We start from the raw sequence: 20,817 nt of genomic DNA, 5'->3' as shown, positions 1-20,817 counted from the left end.
AGGTCGCCCTTCACGCCAGCCCGCTGACAGCGTGGGAGAGATCGATGATCGCGCCGCGATGGCGGACCACCTCGGAGGCGAGCACGCTGCCGGCGGCAGCGGCAACCAGTGGTGGTTCACCGGCGATGCGCGCCGCCAGGTAAGCGCCGTTGAAACTGTCACCGGCCGCGGTGGTGTCCACCGGTACGACCGCCTGAGTCGCGACGTGCGTCAGATGTCCGTCCCCGGCCACCCAGGACCCCTGCTCGCCGTCCTTGACGACGATCTCGTGGATGCCGAGCTCGACCAGTCGCTCCACGCAGCCGACGATGTCCTCGCACCCGGTGAGCATGTGTTCGTCCTCCCACGTGACCAGCGCAATGTCGGTGACGTGGAGCACCTCATCCATGGCAGTTCGCGCGTGCTCGACCGAAGCCCACCCCTGGGGGCGGAAGTTGCTGTCGAACACGACCTTCGTGCCGCTCTCGCGCAGCGCGGACAGTCGGGACACCAGCCGGTGCCGACTGATGGCCGAGGTCAGTTGGAGTGTGATGCCGGAGAGATAGACATAGTCGCCGCAGACCAGATCGACCCACTCGGAGCCGGCGAACATCGCCGCGGCAGCCGACTCACTGCGCCAGTACGAGAACGACCGCTCGCCGCCGCCGTCGGTGGTGATCATGTAGAGGCCAGGCGTACGGCCGGGCACCACGAGCGCGTCGTCCGAGATGCCCTCCTCACGCCAACGCGCGCGCATCCGGGCTGACTCGGCATCGTCGCCGACGCCAGTGAGGTAGCGGACGTCGACGGGGGTCTGCCGACTGCGCGCGGCCCGTGCGAGATAGACGGCGGTGTTGAACGTATCGCCCGAGTAGTCGATGCGCGCCTGGCCCGTTCCTCGCGCCACCTCGACCATGCACTCACCGATTGACTGGACGACCGTCATCGCTCCGCCTCCGCGGAGGCCACGCAGGCGGCAACGGCGAGGCGTACGGCCTCCCAGTCCTCGGCCTCGCGGGCGGCGAGAGGCAGCATCCAGCTCCCGCCGACGGCGAACACCTGGTCCAGTGCGCGGTAATCGCGCGCGCTGTCCTGGGTGATCCCCCCGGTCGGCATGAACCGCACATCGACGAAGACGTCGGTCAGCGCCTTCAAAGCGCGTACGCCCCCGGACGCCTCCGCCGGGAAGAATTTGACCGTGTCGAAGCCCGCGTCCACCGCTGTCTGGATCTCGGTCGGCGTCGCGACGCCCGGGATGAACGGCAACCCGAGCGCGTGCGCTGCGTCCGCCAGCGAAGCGGTCAGCGCAGGACTCACGGCAAATGCAGCCCCCGCCTCGAGGACCTCATGCATCTGCTGTGCCGTGCGTACGGTGCCGGCCCCGACGGTCAGTCCCGGGACCTTGCACATCTCCGCAAGCCCGGCGAGGGCGTCCGGCGTACGCAGGGTGACCTCGACCACCGGAAGACCGCCCGCGACCAGGGCCTCTCCGAGCGGTCGCGCCTCTGCAGGCGAGCGAAGAGTGCAGACGGGGATCGTGCGGAAGCCCTCAAGCATGGTGATCATCGTCATCCCCCAAACGTCGCGACAGGAAGGCCGACGACATCGAGGTCGCGCAGCACGAACACGGATCCGTCGTCCGACGCATCATCAGGTGCCAGTCCTTCGGCAGCGCTGGTGACACACAGCGCATCCAACCGGGGACCGATGAACGCGCACGAGGTCGGTTGTGACACCGGGAGGGCGATCCGCCGAACAATCACTCCGTCAGGACTCACGCGTACGACGGCAGACCCGCTCCACATCGCGATCCAGACGAAGCCCTCGGCGTCGACCGCCAGTCCGTCGGGGTAGCCGTCGGTCTCGACGTCGAACGTGACCACGGTCCGGCGCTCTCCGACCGATCCGCGTTCGAGATCGAACTCGTACGCGTACAGCGCTCCGTCCTGGGTGTCGATGAGATACATGGTGGTCGCGTCCGGGCTCCACCCGATGCCGTTCGGCTGGGTGAGGCCGGTGAGCACCGTGCGATGGGTCCAGTTGACGTCGAGGCATTCGAGCGCACCGGCTCCCCGGGCGAAGTCCTCGGCGCAACTTCCAGCCCAGAGACGGCCGGCGGGATCGCATTTCGCGTCGTTCATCCGAATGCCGTCGGGCAGGTGGGCACCGAACGTGTCGAGGTGCCCGTCGACGACGGTCGCAAACCCCTCCCTGGTCGCGGCGACATATCCGCCGCCGGCCATGGGGACCGCGGCACCGACCCACGTCGGCACCTCGATCGTCGAGGTCGTGCCGGAGGCCAGGTCGCTGCGGTGGATCCGGCCGGCGAGGATGTCCACCCAGTGCAGGGCGTCGCCGGACCAGGTCGGACCTTCCCCGACCCGACTGCGTACCTTCACCGCCACGCTCATGGACGTCACGAGCGATTCTTCTCCGGGAGCGCGGCCGCGATCCGGGCCAGCATGCCGCCGTCCACGCGTACGTCCGTGCCGGTGACGAAGCTGGACCGCGACCCGGCGAGGAACGCGATCACCTCACCCACCTCGTTGATCGTCGCCACCCGACCCAGTGCGTGCGCCAGGCCCCAGTCGGCGATGGTGCTCTCGACCCCTTCCGGGGTCCCGTCGCTCCATTCAGCGGCGGCATGGCGAAGCATCGGGGTGTCGACTGACCCGGGACTGACGGTGTTGACGCGCACGCCGTACGCGGCCTCGTCGACCGCCATCGCGCGCCCCATCGCGTGCAGCGCGCCCTTGCTCGCGGTGTACGCCACCACGTTGGCCTGCGAGGCGAAGCCCTGGACCGAGGCCACGATGACAACGCTGCCGACCGGGCTCTTCCGGATCTCGGGAAGCGCCGCCTTCGCCGCCAGGAAGACACCCTTCAGGTTGACGTCGAGGACCTCGTTCCACACTTGCTCAGTGGTCTCGACGGCATCGCCGTACCGCTGGATCCCGGCACTGGTCACGAGTACGTCCAGTCGACCGAAGTGCTCGATCGCGGCCGCCACGGCCTCTGTCGACGTCGCTGCCGCATCAATCGGGCCGGCGACGGCGATCGCACGCCCGCCCTCATCCCGGATACGCGCCGCGATCCCCTCCGCCTCAGCGAGGTCGAGCCCGTGGACGACGACTGCCGCACCGCGGCGGGCCAGGGCGAAGGCGGCGCCCTCTCCGATCCCGCGGGAAGCACCGGTGATCAGGGCGACCGTGCCCTCGAGTTCGTCCGTCATGAGCGATCCTCCGTTTCGATGAGGCAGAGCGCGACCGGGAGCGTGACCACCTGCCGCGGGTCCAAGTGAAGCGTGTGACCACGGCCGGGGCCGCTCGTGACCGTGCTGGCCGGTTCGATGGCCACCGCTCGGGCGCGGCGATGCCAGGGGAACCCTTCGGTCCAGCCCAACTCCTGCCAGAACCAGGCATGTGGGAGGTTCGTCCCGTCCCACGTGACCCGGACGGCGAGGCCGAGATCGTGGTTGGTCACCATCGCCCACGGGCGGCCGTCGAAGCCGGAGAGCCAGCCGAAGGCCACGTGCGGAGACGCGGGCAACACCCGCAGGTCCACCTCAGCGTCGGAGCCGGGCCAGGCCACGGACGTTCCTGCCGGCACCGGTCCATTCGGCGTCCCCGGGTCGGCGGTGAACGTCCCTGCGTTCGAGTCCAGCGTCACGTGACCGTCGAGGAACGCGCCACCGAAGACCGGGTGCGAGACGTAGTCGATGTCGAGTGGGACATCGCTGAGGTTGCGGAGCCGGTCGATGATCACGAGCCCGCCATCCTCGACCTGCAACTCCCGCTCGAGGAGCACCGGCACCGAGAACAGCTTCAGTCGCAGACGGAGCGAGGTCGTCGACCGGTCGATGACGTCCCATTGCGCGGTGACGACCTCACCGTGGAAGCCCAGCGGCGCGCCGTGCACCGTACGCGGAGCGCCGGCGTTGGGGCACAAGGTGTTCCACCCGCCCCGGTAGCGCTCGAGGTAGCCCGCGACGGGATCAGTGGTCGTCGGCGTACGCGTGCCCGAGACGACGTCATCGGCGTGCGACCGCCACGGGGTGGTGAAGAGGACGTCGAGACCTGACGGACGGTGCCGCACCGACAGCACATCGGCACCGTTCGCAGGGTCGACGACGACCTCGATGAGCTCGTCGGTGAGCGTGATCAATCGGGAGTTCGTCGTCGTACGCATGGTCTCGTCCTCTCGCTGCGTCAGCCCACGCGCGCCGCGGTCGTCGGGAACGGTGCCAGCGGCAGACCGCCCATCTCGGAGTCGATCCGGATCAGCTCGTTCCACTTCGCCGTACGCTCCCCGCGAGTGATCGACCCGACCTTGAGGATGTCGGCGTCCCAGCCGACCGCCAGATGCGCCACCGAGATGTCCTCGGTCTCACCGGACCGGGCCGACACGATGGTGGACCATCCGGCGCGACGTGCCGCGGCGTGGGCCTGGGACGTACGCGTCACCGTGCCGGCCTGGTTGACCTTGATCAGCGCCGTGTTGCAGGCGCCTTCGGCTGCGGCCCGCTCGATGCGCTGCGGATCGGTCACCAGGTAGTCGTCACCGACCACGAGGGAACGGTCGCCGAGCGAACGGGTGAACGCACGCATGCCCGGGGCGTCGTGCTCGCCGGCCGGGTCCTCCACGGCGACGATCGGATACACGGCGAGCCATCCCTCGACGACCGAGCGCCAGGCGTCACCGTCGAGGACACGGTCTTCCGACGCCAGCGTGTAACGGCCGTGCGTCTCGAACTCGCTGGCAGCGATGTCGAGGGAGATCGCGACGTCCACGCCTGGCACCAGACCAGTCTGCTCGATCCCGCGGGTCAGGATCGAGAGGGCCTCCTCATTGGCGGCGACTGCCGGCCAGAAGCCGCCCTCGTCGGCCACGCCGAGCGACGGACCGCGCTCGGCGAAGATTCGGCCGACGCTCAGGTAGACCTCGGCCACCTGCTCCAGCGCATCGTCGATCCGGGTCGCGGACAACGGGACGACCATGAAGTCCTGCAGGTCGACTCGACGGGCGGCGTGCGCCCCGCCGCCAATGATCTGGATCTGCGGACGCGGGATCCGGGTCGGGCTGGGGTTGAGGTGTCGCCACACCGGGAGGTCTGCGACAGCGGCCGCCGCGTGCAGGGCAGCCAGGGAGACCGACACCGTGGCGTTCCCGCCGAGGTCGCTGCGGGTCGGTGTGGGGTCGAGGGCATCGAGGATCCCGTCGATCCCCTCCTGATCGGCCACGGGGTGTCCGATCAGTGCGTCGGCGATACGCGTCTCGACGTTGTGCACGGCACCGCGCACGTCCAGACCGCCCAGGCGTACGCCACCGTCACGAAGATCGGTGGCCTCGCCGGACCCGCGCGAAGCGCCGGCAGGTGCGATCGCTCGACCGCGGCGGCCGGACGTCGTGGTGATCTCGGCCTCGACCGTCGGGCGGCCCCGGGAGTCCCAGACCCGACGTCCCTGGACGCGGGTGATCTTCTCGGTCATCGAACTACCTCTTTCCATGCCGCGAAAACCGCGGCGATCTGACTGTGCGGCTGAAGGATCAACGCGGCCGCGAACTCTCTGACCAGGCCACGCTGGGCCTCGGCGAGGTACTCCAACGGCGAGCGGCCGTCGACCCTGGCGAGCATGAGCAGCGGCAGCAGGTGTGCGACCCGGGTCTCGAGCGCGACGTCGGCGTCGGAGGCGCTGCGGTAGCCCTGGAGGAGCTGCTCGGCCGCCTCCATCAGGTCGCCGACGGGCGCCTCGGGGAGCAGACACTTGAGCAGCAGGTGGTTGACGCAGAACGCGACGTCGAACGCCGGGTCGCCCCAGTGCGCGGTCTCGGCGTCGAGCAGCACCGGGCCGTTCGGTCCGACGAGGATGTTCTTCGGGCTCACATCGCCGTGGACCAGGGTCGTACGCGTCGCCAGGGTCGTCTCGATCACGGCGCTGATCTGCGCGACCAGATCGGGGTGCTTGTCGAAGAGACTCTCGAAGTACGGCGCGATCCGCAGAGCCCGGAAGAGGTCCTCGTTCGCGAACTCCTCAGCAAGGGCCGGCTCGGCTGCTGCCAGTCGGTGCAGGAGTCCCAGGCGGGTCCCGACCTGGGCAGCCACGTCCGGAACGACGTCACCGTGGAGCATCGCCGTCTTCCAGACCTCATGGTCGGACGGCTCCAGATAGCTGAGAGCCAGCAGATGCTGGTCAGCGTCGTAAGCCAGGACGTCCGGGCAGATGCCGGGGACGAGGCGCGATGACGTTGCCAGCCACCGCGCCTCGGCGTCGGACCTCGTCAGCGGCGCCTGCCAGTCAGCCGCGACCCGCAGCTGCTGGAGCGGCGTCTTGACGACCACGTCAGTGGCCCCGTCGGAGACGAGCCAGATGTCGGAGGAGACCCCGCCACTGAGCGGCTCGATCGTCAGGTCGCTCACGTCGGAGACGATCCCGGCATCGACCAGGAACGCCTCCACCCGGGCCTGCTGCGACGCGGCGACCGCGGCCTCAGGCGAGGAGGGCGACGGCATCGAAGGCCTCGGCGGGCGTACGCGCGACCTGCCGCAACTCGCCTGCGAGTTCGACGGTGGTGACGACGACGTCGCCGTCGGAGAGGTAGCGCGGCGGGTTGAACCCGAGACCGACTCCCGAGGGCGTACCCGTGAGGATCACGTCGCCCGGACGCAGGGTGACGATGTGCGACAGGTACGAGACCAGGGTCGCGACGTCGAAGACGAGGTCAGAGGTCGAGCTGTTCTGCAGCACCTCACCGTTGATACTGCACGACAGCGCGATCGCGTCACGGTCCTCGTACTCATCCGGCGTCACCAGAACCGGGCCGAGCGGGGTGAAGCCCTCGAACGACTTGCCGAGGCTGAACTGCGGCTTGGCGCCGCCGGCCAGCTGGACGTCGCGCGCGGAGTAGTCCTGCGCCGCGGTGATGCCGGCGACGTGGCTCCACGCATCGGCCTTGGACACGCGGCGAGCCTCGACACCGATCACGACGGCGACCTCGACCTCCCAGTCGACTGCATCGGTGGGGAGCTCGACGATCCCGACCGGAGCCGCAACCGAGCTCGGAAACTTGGTGAAGACCAGCGGGACCTCGGGGAGCGGCAGACCGGATTCCAGAGCGTGCAGGCGGTAGTTGAGCCCGACGGCCAGGATCTGGCTCGGGTTGGGCACGACGGCGTCCAGTGCGTCCCCCTCCAGCGCACTGACGGCGTCGTACGGACGCGGCTCCGAGGCCCAGGCGACGAACGCCGGCCAGTCCTCGAGGACGTCGTGGATGCCCGGACCGAACTGTCCGGCGCTGGCTCGCGCGATGTCGACGACGCCGCTGTTGACGAGAAGGGCTGCGGAGCCTCGGTGGTTGACCAACTTCATGTCTGTTGTGTTCCTTTCAGGCGGCGGTGATGCCGCCGTCGATGACGAGATCGGTGCCAGTGATGAAGGCCGCTGCATCGCTGGCGAGATAGATCGCCGCTGAGGCGATCTCCTCGGGCTTGCCGAGTCGGCCCAGCGGCTGTCGGCCGACCAACTGGGCGCGACGCGCCTCGGGGTCCTCGGCCTCGGCCATCAGGCGTCCGACCCACGGGGAGTCGACCGTCCCCGGACAGACCGAATTGCAGCGGATCCCGTGGCCGGCCCATTGGACGGCGATCTGCTTGGTGAGGGCGATGACGGCGCCCTTGCTGGCGCAGTACGCGGCGCGATCGGTGAGTCCGATCATTCCTGCGACCGAGGCCGTGTTGACGATCACGCCGTGCTGCCGCTCGAGCATGGACGGCAGCAGGAGCTGGCACATCAGGAACGTCGCGCGGACGTTGACGTCGAAGACCCGGTCCCACTCCTCGACGCTGCAGTCGACCAGATTCTTGGTGGAGCCGATGCCGGCGTTGTTGAACAAGGTGTCGATCGGCTCGTCGGGGTTGAGCGATGCCACCGCTTCCCGGACCGCGGTCACGTCGCTGAGGTCCACGGCAACCTTCGTGACCTCGGCCGGCACGGCACTGGGGTCCAGGTCGAACGCGACCACGTCGGCGCCGCGCTCGAGCAGCTTCGTCACGATCGACAGCCCGATGCCGGAGCCGGCCCCGGTGACAAGTGCGCGTCGGCCCTCGAAGTTGTCGGCGCCACTCGATCGAGCGCCCTCTGCCGTGGTCATGCGGTAACCCTTCTTCTTGAGGCCTTCATGTGCGTACGCCGTAAGTGCGTGGCGAGGCGAGAGATCATGTGTTCGAAATCATACTTGCATACAAGTATACGGACGGCTAGAGGCATCGCGGTTTTGGAACTTCTCTGGGTGCCGGTCGACACGAACGAGTTCTGCATGTCCACTTCTAGTCCTATTTGTCCTACGAATAGATTCCAACATACTCGAGCCAGCACCACTGTTCAAGCGTCATGTCGGCTCGGTCCCGCCATGCCGGGATGAGGCGAAGCCTCCGTACTTGCATACAAGTATTGAAAGGTGCAACCATGACAAGATCCGACTGTGGAGGTGGAACGATGACCAGCCGCGCATCGGCGATTTCGAGCCTGACTCCTGTCGCCCGGCCCGCAGTTCGGGTCCGGACGTCTGATCGCGTCTACGACGAACTTTTGACCGGGATCCGCGATCTTCGCCTGCGCCCGGGTGCCTCCCTGTCGGAGACCGAACTGTCCGAGCACCTCCAGGTCTCGCGTACGCCCCTGCGCGAAGCGATCGCGCGCCTGGTCGAGGTCGGTCTGGTCACGGTGGTGCCGCAGGTCGGCACCCACGTGGCGCTGATCAAGCTCTCCGATGTCGAGCAGGCGCAGTTCGTACGCGAGCACCTCGAGGTGGCGGCCTTCGACGCGGCCTGCCGCAAGGAGGACCGCGACTTCAGCGAGATCTACGCAACCCTCGATCGCCAGGAGCGTGCCCGCAAGCACCTCGACTACGCCGCGTTCTTCGCAGCGGACGAGGCCTTCCACGCCGCGATCTTCGAACTGAGCGGCTATCCGGGAGCCTGGCGCGCACTCCAGCCGGTGAAGCTGCAGCTCGACCGGCTGCGCCGACTCAGCCTGCCGGAGCCGAGCACGGTCGCCGAACTGATCGACGAGCACCGCGCGATCCTGGCGGCGCTCGAGACTGCAGACATTCGCCGCGGCAAGGCGGCGGTCAGCAAGCACGCCCGCCGCGTCCTGCGCTACGGCCCGGAGCTGCGCCGCGAGCACCCCGACCTGTTCGCCTGAGCGCAGCCCCGGAGCACCGTCAGTTCGCGATCTCCAGAGCCTCCAGGATGCCCTGGAGGTAGCCGATCGCGTGCGAGCGGCCGCGGCTGCAGTACGCCTCCGGGCTGATGTCCATCCACGTGTCGGGGTCACCGATCACCGCAGGCACGTGGTCGTCGATGAGGAAGCCGTCGAAGCCCACCGAGTGCAACCGCTTCAGGACCCGCGTCGGTGAGTAGTTGCCCTCGCCGAGGAAGCATTCCTTGAACGCCGGCACCGTCCCCTGCACGTCACGGAAGTGCAGGTACGCGATCGCGCCGTCCGGACCGAGAGCGTCGATCACCGCGTTGACGGCGTCCTCGCCGCCCATCTCCGAGACCGTCCCCAGGCAGAAGTTCAGGCCCCACGCGGAGCTGCGTCCAGCCTGATCCCACGCCTTCACCAAGGCGGTCGGCGTCGTGAAGATCCGCGCCGCTCCGCCGAGAGGAGCATCCACCGGCGGGTCGTCCGGGTGCAGGGCAAGCCGTACGCCGACCTCTTCTGCCACCGGCAGTACCGCGTCGAGGAAGTACTGGTGGTTGGCCCACATCTGGTCCGCGTCGATCGGCTCGGTGAGCGGCTCGGACGGGGTCAGCCGATAGCCCTCCAGCGCGTTCCCGTGGACCGCGTCGTCGAGGTTGAAACTCGTCACCATGGCGCCGCCTCGACCTGTGTCGAGCATGTTGGTACGCCACACGAACGTCGGCAGGAAGTTGTAGCCCAGCAACGGGATGCCGACGGCCGCGATGTTGCGGATCGTCTTCTGGTAATTCTCCAGTTGCTCGTCGCGTCCCGGGAGACCGCGCTGCACCTTGTAGAAGTGCGCCAGCGGGACGTTCTCCAGGCCTTCGATCATCAGGCCGTCACGATCACACCGCTCCCGCAGGGAGGTGAGTTCCTCCAGGGTCCAGTGGCCGCCCGTACCGGGGAGCAGGTTCGGCGTGTGCAACTGAACGCTGCGCAGGCCGAGCTGCTTGGCGAACGTGGCAACGCGATCGTCGTAGATGTCAATGTGTCCGAGCGAGACGCGCATGCGGGCCTTCCTGAGGGTGAGGTGATCAGACCGTCCCCGGCTGGAGCCGGAGAAGGTGGTCGAGGAGAGAGGTTCTAGGCGAGCCGCAGCCCGGACTCCGGATGGAAGCCATGGATCTGGGCCGGATCGATGTCGATGGCGACGTCGTCGCCGATCCGCGGGACGGTGCGGGCGTGCGAGCGCACGATCAGGCGTGCCTGATCTCCGGAATCGGTGGTGAGGGACCCGTAGATGAACGAGTCCGAACCGAGCTCCTCGACCAACGTGACCTGCAGGCGCAGGGCACCGTCGGCCTGGACTTCGCTCACCCTGAACGACTCCGGGCGCAACCCGATCGTGAGGTGGTCCAGTCCCTGGGCCACGACAGCTGCGCCCAGTGCACCGGGCAGGGTCACCGAGGCCTCGGCCAGCTTGACCCGACCGGCACCCTCGACCGTGACCGGTCGCAGGTTCATCGACGGCGAGCCGATGAAGCCGGCGACGAAGACGTTGGCCGGGGTGTCGTACAACGCCCGCGGAGTGTCGACCTGCTGCAGGATGCCGTCCTTGAGGACGGCGACCCGGTGACCCATCGTCATCGCTTCGACCTGGTCGTGGGTGACGTACAGGGTGGTCGTCGCGAGCCGCGCCTGGATCTCGGCGATGTTCGCACGGGTCTCGACACGCAACTTCGCGTCGAGGTTGGAGAGCGGCTCGTCCATCAGGAAGACGCTCGGCTCGCGCACGATGGCGCGCCCCATGGCGACGCGCTGCCGCTGGCCCCCGGAGAGGGCCTTCGGCTTGCGGTCAAGGAAGCGCTCGAGGTCCAACAGCCGCGCGGCCTCGAGAACCTTGACCTCACGGTCGGCCTTGCTGACCCCGCGCAGCTTGAGCGCGAAGGCCATGTTGTCGCGCACGCTCATGTGCGGATACAGGGCATAGTTCTGGAAGACCATCGCGATGTCGCGGTCCTTGGGCTGGACGCGGGACACGTCCGTGCCGTTGACCCGGATCTCACCACTGGTGACGTTCTCGAGCCCCGCGAGCATGCGCATGGCGGTGGACTTGCCGGATCCGGACGGTCCGACGAGGACCATGAACTCGCCCTCGTTGATGGTGAGGTTGAGGTCGCTCACCGCAGGTGTCGGAGTTCCGGGGTAGTGACACGTCGCGTTGACGTATTCGACATCAGCCATCGCTGGCCTCCTAGAGATTGGTCTTGAGACTGGAAACGAAGAACCGCTGGAATCCGAGGAACAGCGCGATCGTGGGCAGGGCAACGACGATCGCGACGGCGAGGACCGCCGGCTGGCTCGTCGTGCTGTACGGACCTTCAAGCGTGGCGAGCGAGGCCATCACCGGCTGGACGTTGGGGCTGATCGACAGCGTGATGCCGAAGAACAACTCGTTCCAGATGTAGACGAACTGGAACACGAACGCGGCAGCCATCGCCGAACGCGCCAGCGGCAGGTGGACGTGCAGGAACATCCGGAACCAGTTGGCTCCGTCGAGGCGCGCAGCCTCGGGGATCTCCTTGGGGACCGACACCAGCACATTGCGCACCACGAACATCGCGAACGGGATGCACAGCGCGATGTAGACGATCGACAGGCCCCACTTGGTGTCGTACAGGTTCACCTGGGCCTCGGCGAGGAACAGTGGACGCGCGAATACCTGGAGCGGCAGCAGGGTGCCGGAGTAGATGATCCAGAACCACAATGACGGGCGGCGCAGGTCGAGAGCCACCAGCGCGTACGCCGCCAAGGTGGCGATCAGGACAGCCGCAGCGGCACAGAAGGTCGCGTAGATCAGGCTGTTGACGGCCGTCTGGCCGAAGTTCGCGGCCTGCCAGGCCGACTTGAGGTTCCCGAAGAAGCCGAACTTGGCGGGGAACCACCGCGGGGTTCCGGTGTACTTGGACTGGTCGCTGATCGCGTTGACGATGATCAGGTAGACCGGAACCAGCCAGATCAGGGCGAGGCCCGCGACCGACAGGTTGAGCGCCACGCTGCTGAGGCGGAGTCGAGGCCTACTCATGTGCATCTCCTGTTTGCTTGCGCAGGTACGCCCACGAACTCGCCAGGACGATGGCGGTCAACAGGATCGCGATCGCGGCGCCGACGCCGGGCCGTTCGGCGAGGAATGTCTCGCTGTACATCGAGAGCGCGAGCGTCTCCGACGTTCGAGCGGGCCCACCGTTGGTCAGGACCCAGGTCACGTCGAAGGCCCTCAGGGCGTTGGCGAGCGTGATCCCCACGACGACCGCTGTGACGGGACGCAACTGCGGAATGATGATGTAGCGGAACCGCTTGAGGCCGGCAGCGCCGTCGAGGGCGGCGGCTTCGAGGGTCTCGGCCGGAATGCCTTGCAGGCCGACCATGTAGAGCACGACGGCGACGCCGGTCGCCTGCCAGACGCTCACCAGGATCGCGCAGATCGTGTTGCTGGGCCACGTCAGCAGCCATTGGTGCTGCAGTCCGCCGAGCCCGAAGGCGCCGAGCATCTGGTTGATGGCACCGTCGGAGCGGAGCATGAAGCCACCGACGACAGCGACTGCGGTGCCCGACAGCGCGTAGGGAAGAACGATCGCAAGGCGAGCCGCCTTGCCCCACTTCAACTGGTTGGTCATCACGGCGATGCCGAGGCCGACCCCCACGGGCAGGACGAGCGAGCCCACGACCCACATCAGGGTGTTGATCAGAGACTTGACCAGGATCGGGTCGTGGAAAATGGTCTTGTAGTTGGCGAATCCCACGTAGACGGGGTTCAGGCCGTTCGAGAAGAAGCTGCGATAGCCGGTGAAACCGAACGGGACGAGCAGAACGCCGACGATCAGGACGACTGCCAGCGTCAGGCAGACGACCGGTCCCACAAATTCGACGGCGGGACGCCTCGGGTGACGGACCTTCAAGGCAGCCCCGCTGCTGCCCCGGGGGTCACCCGGGGCAGCAGCGATGGTTGTTTGTGCCACTGTGTCAGTTTCCTGACTTCCAAGCGGTCCAGTCCTTCGTCTCCGCTGAGACGAGGTCGCTGATCACCTTGTCGATGTTGCTCGGGTCAACCATGAAGCCGTCGAGGATCGTGGTCGAGTCCGTCACCAGGCTCGGCGGGAGCGCCTCGAAGTAGCGGTTGAGGAGCACCGGCTTGGCGGCTGCGATCTGCTTGTTGAGGCCAGCGATCACCGGGTCCTTGACCGGAACCATCGGGTTCGGCGAGCTGTCACCGAGGTAGTCCGACCACACGGTCTGGACGGTCGGGTCGAGCCAGCTCTCCATGACCTTCATCGCAGCGGCGTGGTTCGGAGCACCGGTCGGTACTGCGAGCGCACCACCCTCGTTGAAGAGCGCCTGCTGCTGGCCGGCTGCCGGCGGCAGCAGGAAGGCTCCGTAGTCGACGTCGGGAGTCATCCCAGCCGCCTTCATGCCCGAGCCGTCCCACGTTCCGATCGGGAACATGGCGACCTTGCCCGACTTCATCATGGCCGGAGCGTCCGTGAACTTGGTGTCCGGCGAAGCCGTCCAACCGTTCTTGATCCAGGTCTGCCAGGTCTGCAGGATCTGCTTGCCGGTCGCGTCACCGAAGGAGGCCTGGTTCGAGGTCAGCTTGGTGTAGTAGTCCGGCGACGCCGAACCGGCGAGCAGCATGTACGGGATGAACGAGGTCCACTGGTCGGCCTGGCCGGTCCAGATCGGGGTCGTTCCCGAGGCCTTGAGCTTCGCGGCGTCCGCCTCGAACTCGGCGTACGTGGTCGGCGGGGCAGCGATGCCGGCCTTCTTGAAGGCGGACTTGCTGTAGTAGACGACCCAGTTGGCGTTGGTCAGCGGAAGCGCGTACACCTTGCCGTTGTAGGTGTAGTACGGCTTGAGGCTGTCGTTCAGCCAGCCCTTCTTGACGTCGGCGTCCCAGATCGCGGTGAGGTCCGTCAGCTTGCCGGTTGCGGCGAGCTTCTGGATCTGCAGGCCGCTCCACCACTTGATGATGTCACCGGGCTTGCTCGTGCTGAGCGAGTTCTGGACGACCTGGGTGTAGTTGGCCGTCGACGGCAGCGCGATCGACTTCCAGTCGTTGCCCGTCACGGTCTTGATCGCAGCGCCGGTCTTGGCGAAGCCATCGGCCCACTGCGGGTTGTCGCTGTAAAGATTCAGGGTGACGCCGGTGGCGCTTCCACTGCCGCCTGAACTGCCACAGGCAGTCAGGCCGATGAGCGCAACGGCGGCCGCCGCACCCGCAGCGACGATCGAGCGCCGCTTGCGCGTTTCAAACAAGGCCATGAGTCCTCCATATGTGCGTTTGCTTTAGTCATCGGTTGCGGTGGTTGAACGTCCGCGCCCGGTGTCCGGTTGTGTACTGCGACCCCGGAGTGAGTTGGATCACACAGTCCGGATAGTCGCATACTTGCATACAAGCACGCAAACAACAAGCATCCTTTTCGAACTGTTTCGCACGCACTTGCGGGCGACGGCCGAGCTACCGCAGCAGATCGCGGATCTCGCCGCGCGAGCGCACGCCGAGTTTGCGCATGATCCGTTCGACGTGCGACTCCGCGGTCCGACGAGAGATGACCAAGGTGTCCGCGACGGCCTGGTTCGACGCCCCGCCGGCGATCAGGGAGGCGACCTCCCGCTCGCGACGAGTGAGGTCGTACGTCTGCCGGGCATCCGGGACGGGCGCGCGACCGCACGCGATCTCCACGACCTGGGCGAGCGGCAACGTCGCACCGAGGGCACGCAACTCGCTCAGATCAGGGACATCGCTCTCCACCAGCGCCTGGCCTGCCCGCTCGCGACGACGCAGGAGGTACGGCATCCCCGCCACCGGCACGCCGAGCGTTTCCCAGATGGCATCAGCGGCCCCTGACAGAAGGGCCGCCAACGGCACCGCATCCTGCTCGACGGCTGCCCACGCAAGCGCCTCGATGGCGAGGCCCGTACCCAGTTGGTCGCCGAACTCCACCTTGGTCGCCAGGGCGCGTCGTTCGAGATCGATCGCCTCTTCGAGATGTCCAGTCAAGAGGCGATCCACGCCGAGCCCCCACTGGGAGTAGCTCGACAGCCAGCGCTCGCCCAGCGGCTGCGTGGCGTCGAGGCACCGCTGATAGGCCTCGGCGGCTTCCACCGGTCGGTCTGCCCAGCCCAGCATCATTCCCCGGAGGAAATGCATGTTGGTCCCGCGATTCAGGTCTCCGAGCTCGGCAAACACCGTGATCGCCTTCGCGGCCACCTGGGCACCGGTCTCGGCGTCGTTCTGCCAGGTCCGCAGTACGGCCTCGGCGTACAAGGCGTGAGCATGCACGTACGGGTCGTCGGTGGCGGCGACCAGCGGCACCAACTCCTCGTGGAACTCAGCCGCGACGCCCAGTTCCTGGAGCAGGCACGCGATGAAGCATCCGACGCGGAGAGCCGCAGCCCGCTCGCGCTCCGTACCGCCGCCTTGTTTGATCGACAGTCGCAGCCAGTGCAGTGCCTCGCTGCCGCCGCCGGTGGAGGCAAAGAAGTGTTCGAGTACGGCGCACATCCGCAGAGCCGCCACCGCCTCATCGGCACTGGCAGAACTGAACTCGAAGGCCAGGCGCAGGTTCGCCACGTCGGCTCGGAAGCGATCCATCCACGCCAACTGGCCGGGCCCGAGCCACGTCGCATCGAACTCCTCGGCAAGGCCGAGGTAGTGGTCGCGGTGTCGAACGTGCCAGGCCCGGGTCGCCTCGGCGTCGCCGAGCTGGGCGGTGCCGAACTGGCGGACCACTTCCAGCATCCGATAGCGCCCCTGCGGATCCGTGTAGTCGCGCTCGAGGAGCGACTTCTGGACGAGTCCACCGGCGGCGAGCGTGACCGACTCAGGCGTGAGGCCGTCGACGCCGCAGACGTCCTGAGCCGACGAGAGGGCGAAACTACCGGCGAAGACGGAGGCACGGGCCCACAACAGCCGTTCCTCGGGCGTACACAGGTCGTAGCTCCACTCGAAGCAGGCGTCCAGCGACACGTGCCGAGCCGCGGACGACCGCGAGTCCGGCAGCGCCGAACTCAAGCGCCCGCTCAGTTGGGCATCGATGACCTCGGGCGGGAGGCTCCGCGTCAGGGACGCAGCCAACTCGATGCCGAGCGCGATCCCGTCGAGCCGCGTACACAGGGAGGCAACCGTGCTCGCCTCGCGTGCACTCGGCTCCCAGTTCGGAACGACCTCACGGGCCCGGGCGACGAAGAGTGCGACGGAGTCGGTCTGACCCAACGGCGGCACCGCGAAGACGTACTCGCCCACGATCCCGAGCGTCTGACGGCTCGAGACGAGTACGCGGAGTCCCGGACACCTGGCCAACATCACGCTGATCAACTCGGCGCACTCGTCGATGAGGTGTTCGCAGTTGTCGAGGTAGAGCAGTGCGGAGTGACTGCCGATCCGATCCGCCAGCACCGACGGGTCGAACTCCTCGGTCAACACCGGTGCGCCGACAGCGGCCGCGACCTCGTGACCGATCAGCGCCGGATCGGTGAGGTCAGCCAACTCAACGGCCCATGCCGCCTCGTCGAGAGCGGCACCCACCAGGTCGAAGACCTCGTAACCGAGCCGGGTCTTGCCCACGCCTCCGGGACCTACCAGCGTCACGAGCCGATGCTGGCCCAGTAGGGCTCTGAGATCCCGTGTCTCGTCGGCCCGACCAACGAAGGACGTCAGGAAAAAGGTTCGCGCCACGCTCTTTCGTACTGCCTTCAGTAGACGCCTGGCAAGCACTTGAGCTCGCATGATCCCGGAGCGCCCCCGGAGAGCCCCGACGCTTCTGTCCGTGATGCGTCGGGGCCCTGACGGTGGCCGGCGGACAGCCATCGCAATGCGAAAGAATCCGATACCCCGGGTCGTCATTCCTGACCACTCGGAAGGCGGCCGGGAGGGCCCCCAATGACAACCTCCCAGCCGTCCCGAGATCACAACCGTGATCAGGAACGGGCCAGCACCGAACTGAGGGAGCGAGGCCGACCCGCGCTCATGGTGCGGGATCCGTGCCTCGTGCCACATCCGTAGTCCTACGGATGTGGGGTACGCATTCGGGAGGGTCGGTGGTCAGACTCGGAACGACCACGCGAGCCCGGCGAAGCGGTTGCCTGCCAAGTCATGGATCGCGGACGTCAGACGCACGGTGTAGATGCGGCCCTTCACCAACGCCGCACTCGGGGCAACGGTGAGGAAGCGACCTGAGCTGTCCAGCTGGAGGCGGGCGGGAAGCGGTCTCGTACTGCCGCGCATCGTCAGGAGAACCGTCGCGGCTGACACCCCGAGCACGCGCTCACTGAAATTCACCTTCACCGGTGATTTCGGCAACGCCGTCGTGTGCGGCGAGTACGCAGCCACCGTCGGGGGCTGACTGTCCACGGCGAAGGAGAGCCAGCTGCCGTACGCGAGCGGGTTCCCATTCGGGTCCAACGCTGTGACGCGCCACTGGTACCCGCCGTCGGCCACCTGGTCCGGCGCGTACGAAGTGGCAGCCGTTGACCATTGCGCCAGGACGTTCTGGCTCCGGGCGTCACGGAGCGTGACGCTGTACGAGGCGGCCAGCGGCACTTGCTGCCAACTCAGATACAGCCCCTTTGCCGGTTGGTAACTGCCGTTCGCCGGAGCCGTCTGCGTGACACCCCCGGGACTCACGGTGAACAGCGAGTCATGGGACCACGGGCGAGGCTGACCATCGGCATCAAACCAGCGAACCCGCCAGACGTACGCGCTGGAGGAAGCGGGCAGATAGTTCTGCGGAACGTACGCCGAGACCCGGACCGTTGCCTGGATCAAGCGGTTGGCATCGGAATGGGTCAGGTCGCCGCTCCGATAGACCTCGATCTGGTACGAGCTCGCGCCGTTCGCAGGCGCCCACTGGAATGTCGGCGTCCCCGTGGCTGTCGAACCGGCGGCGGGCGCCGTGGTGGCGTTGGCAAGGTCGATGGCTGGCTGGTCGTTGCTGAAGGTCCACGTCGGACTCCAGATCAGTCGGTTCGACGCAGAGTCGAGTGCCTGGACCCGCCAGTACAGCAATCCCTGCGGGAGAGTCCTGCCCCACGGGGAGTAGAACGGCTGGTCCAGCTCTCCTTGATCATCGACCAGATTGGTGAAGGTCGGAGACTGTGAGATCTGCAGGTGGTACGAGCGGGCCGCCTGCGGGGAATGCTCAACGCCGTTCGCATAGGTGATCCCCTGGTTGGTGTCCCAGTAGTCCGTCCACGAGAAGGTCGGCGGACTCACAACGCTCGGGACCGGAGCAGACCCACCGACCAGCACTCCGGGGGACGTCGGGCTCACTGCCGGGGACACCTTGCGGAAGGCGTTGGTGGCCTCTGCCGAGGACGAAGCCGGGTCTGCGGTGCAGCCGAGAAGCGGAGCCATGCTCTTGCACGGCCGGATGTACCAGTAGTACGAACTGCCCGCCGTGTTGTCCGCCAGGTCCGACGGCGGACGGAACATCGTGTTGGTCGTGATCGCGTACGGGTTGATCACCGCGTTCGTCAGCGCTTGATCATTCGCCAAGTACACCAAGTAGCCCGACGCCTGGGGCACTGGACTCCAACTCAGCACTGGCGTGGCCGGCACTCCGTTGCAGACCTGGTGGGCGGGGTCGGAGTTGGACAGCGCAGCGTCGCAGGTCGCGCCGGCGGTGCTGTCGGTGCCGGCGAGGCTGATCCGCTGCCCTGTGGCCGCTGCCAGAGGTGCGATCGTGAACGCGCCGTTGCCCGGGCTGGTGCCGAGCGGCACGTTGGAGCCGTTGTACGCCGTCACCTGCCAGACGTAGTCACCCGCGGCCAGGTAGTGGGTGTCGGTGTCAGTGGCTGCCGGATAGTAGTAGTTCGCGGCCGTGATGTGGGAGATGTTCGCTGCGTCCCAGAACTGGGACCCGGCGGCCCCGATCTTGATCCGGTAGTACGCCGCACCCGGCATGGGCGACCACGTCAGATTCGGAAATTGAAGTGTGGGCGGGTCACCGGCCACGCCGGTGAGCGGGGTGAGCGGCGGTTGGGTCGACGTCGGAAGGTTGCCTGAGAGCGTGAACGTTGGTGCGCCCGACACCGACAGGGGCGACTTGGAGCCGCGAGCATCGACCGATTGCACAGTCCAGGAGTAGGGGCTGCTCGCGCTCGGCCACTGCCCCTCCGGCGTCCAGGACGTCGATCGGGTGGTGACGTCGGCGACCCGCCCACCGTTCTTGTCGCTGACGATGACCTCGTACGCCTCAACATCCCGGACCGGGTTCCACTGCAAGGTGGGGACGTCCACGGTCGCGCCATTGGCGGGCGCAGTCTGGACGACCGCTCCGCTGTCATAGACGTATTTGCGGATGGTGGAGTAGATCCCCAGCACCCCTCGCGGGTCGTCGATCGCGCGGACGCGCCAGTAGATCGCGACTCCTTGCCCAAAGGCGGCCGGCCCGCATCCGCCGTCGTCGACCGGGGCGGACTCGAACGGCGACAACGTCGTCGACGAGGTGACGCACGTTCGTACCGTTGCCGGCGAGAAGTTCACATCGGTCGAGGCATCCACCTGGTACCGGGTGGCATGCCGAACCGGCGTCCACTGATAGAACATCGGCTTGCTCACGGCCGGCGAGAGCCGATCCGCCGGATACTCCAGGGTCGGTCGGTCAGGCCAGTTCCGCTGGAACGTGAACGGTGCCGCAGTCGTCCAGGGCATCCGGTTCTGCCCGGCGTCGATGGCCCGGACCCGCCAGTAGTACTGGCCGTTGTCGTACGTGGTCGAGGGTGAGTACGCGGTGCCGTCCACGACCCGGTCATCGACCAGATTGTTGAAGTCCGTGTCACGTCCGACCTGCACCTGATAGGTCATCGCTCCCGGCACGGGCTGCCAGTCGATGCGTACGTCCTGCATCACCGGACTGCCACTCACGTCCGCACCCGCAGTCGGGTCGGCGAGCGTGCCCACCATGTAGCTCGCCGGGTCGCTCCACGACGTGTAGAGACCCTGGCCGCGTACCGCACGGACGCGCCAGTACCACGTCCCCGGAGCCGCCGGAGTGTCCACGAAGTACTGGTTGCCCTTCGCTTCGTAATTCGTGGGGCTCGTCCATGTCGTACCGGAGCTGTCGACCTGGATCTGATAGTCCACGGCTCCGCCCACCGACGACCATTTCAACAGGACCGGCTGAGTCGGCTGTGCCAACGTCTGTCCGCCGACCGGGCTGATCAGCGTCGGTGGGGCTGTCGGAGAGACCGTCATGGTCGCGCTTGCCCACGAACCGCTGCCAGCGGACCCATTGGCTCGGACCTCCCAGGTGTATGAGCCGTCAGCCAGAAGGGACGTCGGAGCGTATCGACTATTGGCCGTCGTTTGATTGACGACCTGCTGGCCCGAGCTGTTCTGCACCACGATCTGGTAGTTGACCGCTCCGGCAACACGAGCCCAACTGAAGGTGGGGGCGCTCGAGGGGGCCGCTCCGATCGGCGCGAGCATCGTTGGCGTGGCCACCGAGGCATTGGCGGCCGCCGGAACGATCAGCACTGCGCTGGCGCCCATCACCACGGTGGACAAGGCGAGCACGGCAATCCGTTCTCGGACACGCAGGGACATCAAGGCCTCCCAGATACGGACACAACAGGCTCGATCCAACTAGAGCGGGCG

At 67.2% G+C, this 20,817-nt stretch carries 17 protein-coding genes; 1 reads left to right on the top strand and 16 read right to left on the bottom strand.

The window, feature by feature from the left end; all coding sequences use genetic code 11:
• Positions 1 to 10: 10 nt before the first annotated feature.
• The 9 genes from KCTC_RS09150 to KCTC_RS09110 are packed head-to-tail and all read right to left on the bottom strand — an operon-like array spanning position 11 to position 8,127.
• Positions 11 to 925 (bottom strand): sugar kinase, encoded by a 915-nt coding sequence (locus tag KCTC_RS09150; protein ID WP_125568812.1) that lies wholly within the window; start codon positions 923 to 925, stop codon positions 11 to 13.
• Positions 922 to 1,551: a bifunctional 4-hydroxy-2-oxoglutarate aldolase/2-dehydro-3-deoxy-phosphogluconate aldolase gene (eda, locus tag KCTC_RS09145; protein WP_125568811.1), complete on the bottom strand. Its 630-nt coding sequence runs from the start codon at positions 1,549 to 1,551 to the stop codon at positions 922 to 924. The genes KCTC_RS09150 and eda overlap by 4 nt, the downstream gene beginning before the upstream one ends.
• Positions 1,548 to 2,390 (bottom strand): SMP-30/gluconolactonase/LRE family protein, encoded by an 843-nt coding sequence (locus KCTC_RS09140; protein ID WP_231998901.1) that lies wholly within the window; start codon positions 2,388 to 2,390, stop codon positions 1,548 to 1,550. Before KCTC_RS09140 ends, eda begins: the two co-directional genes overlap by 4 nt.
• A 5-nt stretch (positions 2,391 to 2,395) precedes the next feature.
• A complete protein-coding gene (locus KCTC_RS09135; RefSeq protein WP_125568807.1) occupies positions 2,396 to 3,211 on the bottom strand; it encodes an SDR family NAD(P)-dependent oxidoreductase in 816 nt (271 codons plus the stop codon).
• Positions 3,208 to 4,167, bottom strand: coding sequence for a DUF4432 family protein (locus KCTC_RS09130; protein WP_125568805.1), 960 nt, complete (start codon positions 4,165 to 4,167; stop codon positions 3,208 to 3,210). The genes KCTC_RS09135 and KCTC_RS09130 overlap by 4 nt, the downstream gene beginning before the upstream one ends.
• Positions 4,168 to 4,187: 20 nt before the next feature.
• Entirely contained in the window at positions 4,188 to 5,468 is a 1,281-nt protein-coding gene (eno, locus tag KCTC_RS09125) for a phosphopyruvate hydratase (protein ID WP_125568802.1), read from the bottom strand.
• Positions 5,465 to 6,490, bottom strand: a complete 1,026-nt coding sequence (locus KCTC_RS09120) for a phosphotransferase family protein (protein WP_125568800.1) — start codon at positions 6,488 to 6,490, stop codon at positions 5,465 to 5,467. The genes eno and KCTC_RS09120 overlap by 4 nt, the downstream gene beginning before the upstream one ends.
• On the bottom strand, positions 6,468 to 7,346 hold the full coding sequence (locus KCTC_RS09115; protein ID WP_125568798.1) for a fumarylacetoacetate hydrolase family protein: 879 nt from the start codon (positions 7,344 to 7,346) through the stop codon (positions 6,468 to 6,470). The genes KCTC_RS09120 and KCTC_RS09115 overlap by 23 nt, the downstream gene beginning before the upstream one ends.
• 16 nt (positions 7,347 to 7,362) lie before the next feature.
• On the bottom strand, positions 7,363 to 8,127 hold the full coding sequence (locus KCTC_RS09110) for an SDR family NAD(P)-dependent oxidoreductase (protein ID WP_125568796.1): 765 nt from the start codon (positions 8,125 to 8,127) through the stop codon (positions 7,363 to 7,365).
• Between the two features lie 344 nt (positions 8,128 to 8,471).
• Here KCTC_RS09110 and KCTC_RS09105 point away from each other — a divergent pair, with 344 nt between their 5' ends.
• Positions 8,472 to 9,179 carry a GntR family transcriptional regulator gene (locus KCTC_RS09105; RefSeq protein ID WP_125568794.1) on the top strand — a complete coding sequence of 236 codons (708 nt, stop codon included), beginning with the start codon at positions 8,472 to 8,474 and terminating at the stop codon, positions 9,177 to 9,179.
• 19 nt (positions 9,180 to 9,198) lie between these two features.
• Here KCTC_RS09105 and KCTC_RS09100 read toward each other — a convergent pair whose 3' ends face one another.
• The 7 genes from KCTC_RS09100 to KCTC_RS09070 form a co-directional block, all read right to left on the bottom strand.
• Complete coding sequence (locus KCTC_RS09100) at positions 9,199 to 10,230, bottom strand: mannonate dehydratase (RefSeq protein WP_125568792.1); 1,032 nt, start codon at positions 10,228 to 10,230, stop codon at positions 9,199 to 9,201.
• A 74-nt stretch (positions 10,231 to 10,304) separates the two neighbouring features.
• Positions 10,305 to 11,405, bottom strand: a complete 1,101-nt coding sequence (locus KCTC_RS09095) for an ABC transporter ATP-binding protein (RefSeq protein ID WP_125568790.1) — start codon at positions 11,403 to 11,405, stop codon at positions 10,305 to 10,307.
• A gap of 10 nt (positions 11,406 to 11,415) precedes the next feature.
• Positions 11,416 to 12,246, bottom strand: a complete 831-nt coding sequence (locus KCTC_RS09090; RefSeq protein WP_125568788.1) for a carbohydrate ABC transporter permease — start codon at positions 12,244 to 12,246, stop codon at positions 11,416 to 11,418.
• Positions 12,239 to 13,180 carry a carbohydrate ABC transporter permease gene (locus tag KCTC_RS09085; RefSeq protein WP_197715168.1) on the bottom strand — a complete coding sequence of 314 codons (942 nt, stop codon included), beginning with the start codon at positions 13,178 to 13,180 and terminating at the stop codon, positions 12,239 to 12,241. Before KCTC_RS09085 ends, KCTC_RS09090 begins: the two co-directional genes overlap by 8 nt.
• A gap of 4 nt (positions 13,181 to 13,184) precedes the next feature.
• A complete protein-coding gene (locus KCTC_RS09080) occupies positions 13,185 to 14,480 on the bottom strand; it encodes an ABC transporter substrate-binding protein (RefSeq protein WP_125568786.1) in 1,296 nt (431 codons plus the stop codon).
• Between the two features lie 196 nt (positions 14,481 to 14,676).
• Positions 14,677 to 16,809: an ATP-binding protein gene (locus KCTC_RS15050; protein WP_164512555.1), complete on the bottom strand. Its 2,133-nt coding sequence runs from the start codon at positions 16,807 to 16,809 to the stop codon at positions 14,677 to 14,679.
• Positions 16,810 to 17,262: 453 nt separating this feature from the next.
• Positions 17,263 to 20,766 (bottom strand): Ig-like domain-containing protein, encoded by a 3,504-nt coding sequence (locus KCTC_RS09070; RefSeq protein ID WP_125568782.1) that lies wholly within the window; start codon positions 20,764 to 20,766, stop codon positions 17,263 to 17,265.
• Positions 20,767 to 20,817: the final 51 nt, after the last annotated feature.

The sequence above is a fragment of the Nocardioides baekrokdamisoli genome (genome assembly GCF_003945325.1).
GTDB lineage: Bacteria > Actinomycetota > Actinomycetes > Propionibacteriales > Nocardioidaceae > Nocardioides > Nocardioides baekrokdamisoli.
This window is presented reverse-complemented; position numbering and strand designations above follow the sequence as displayed.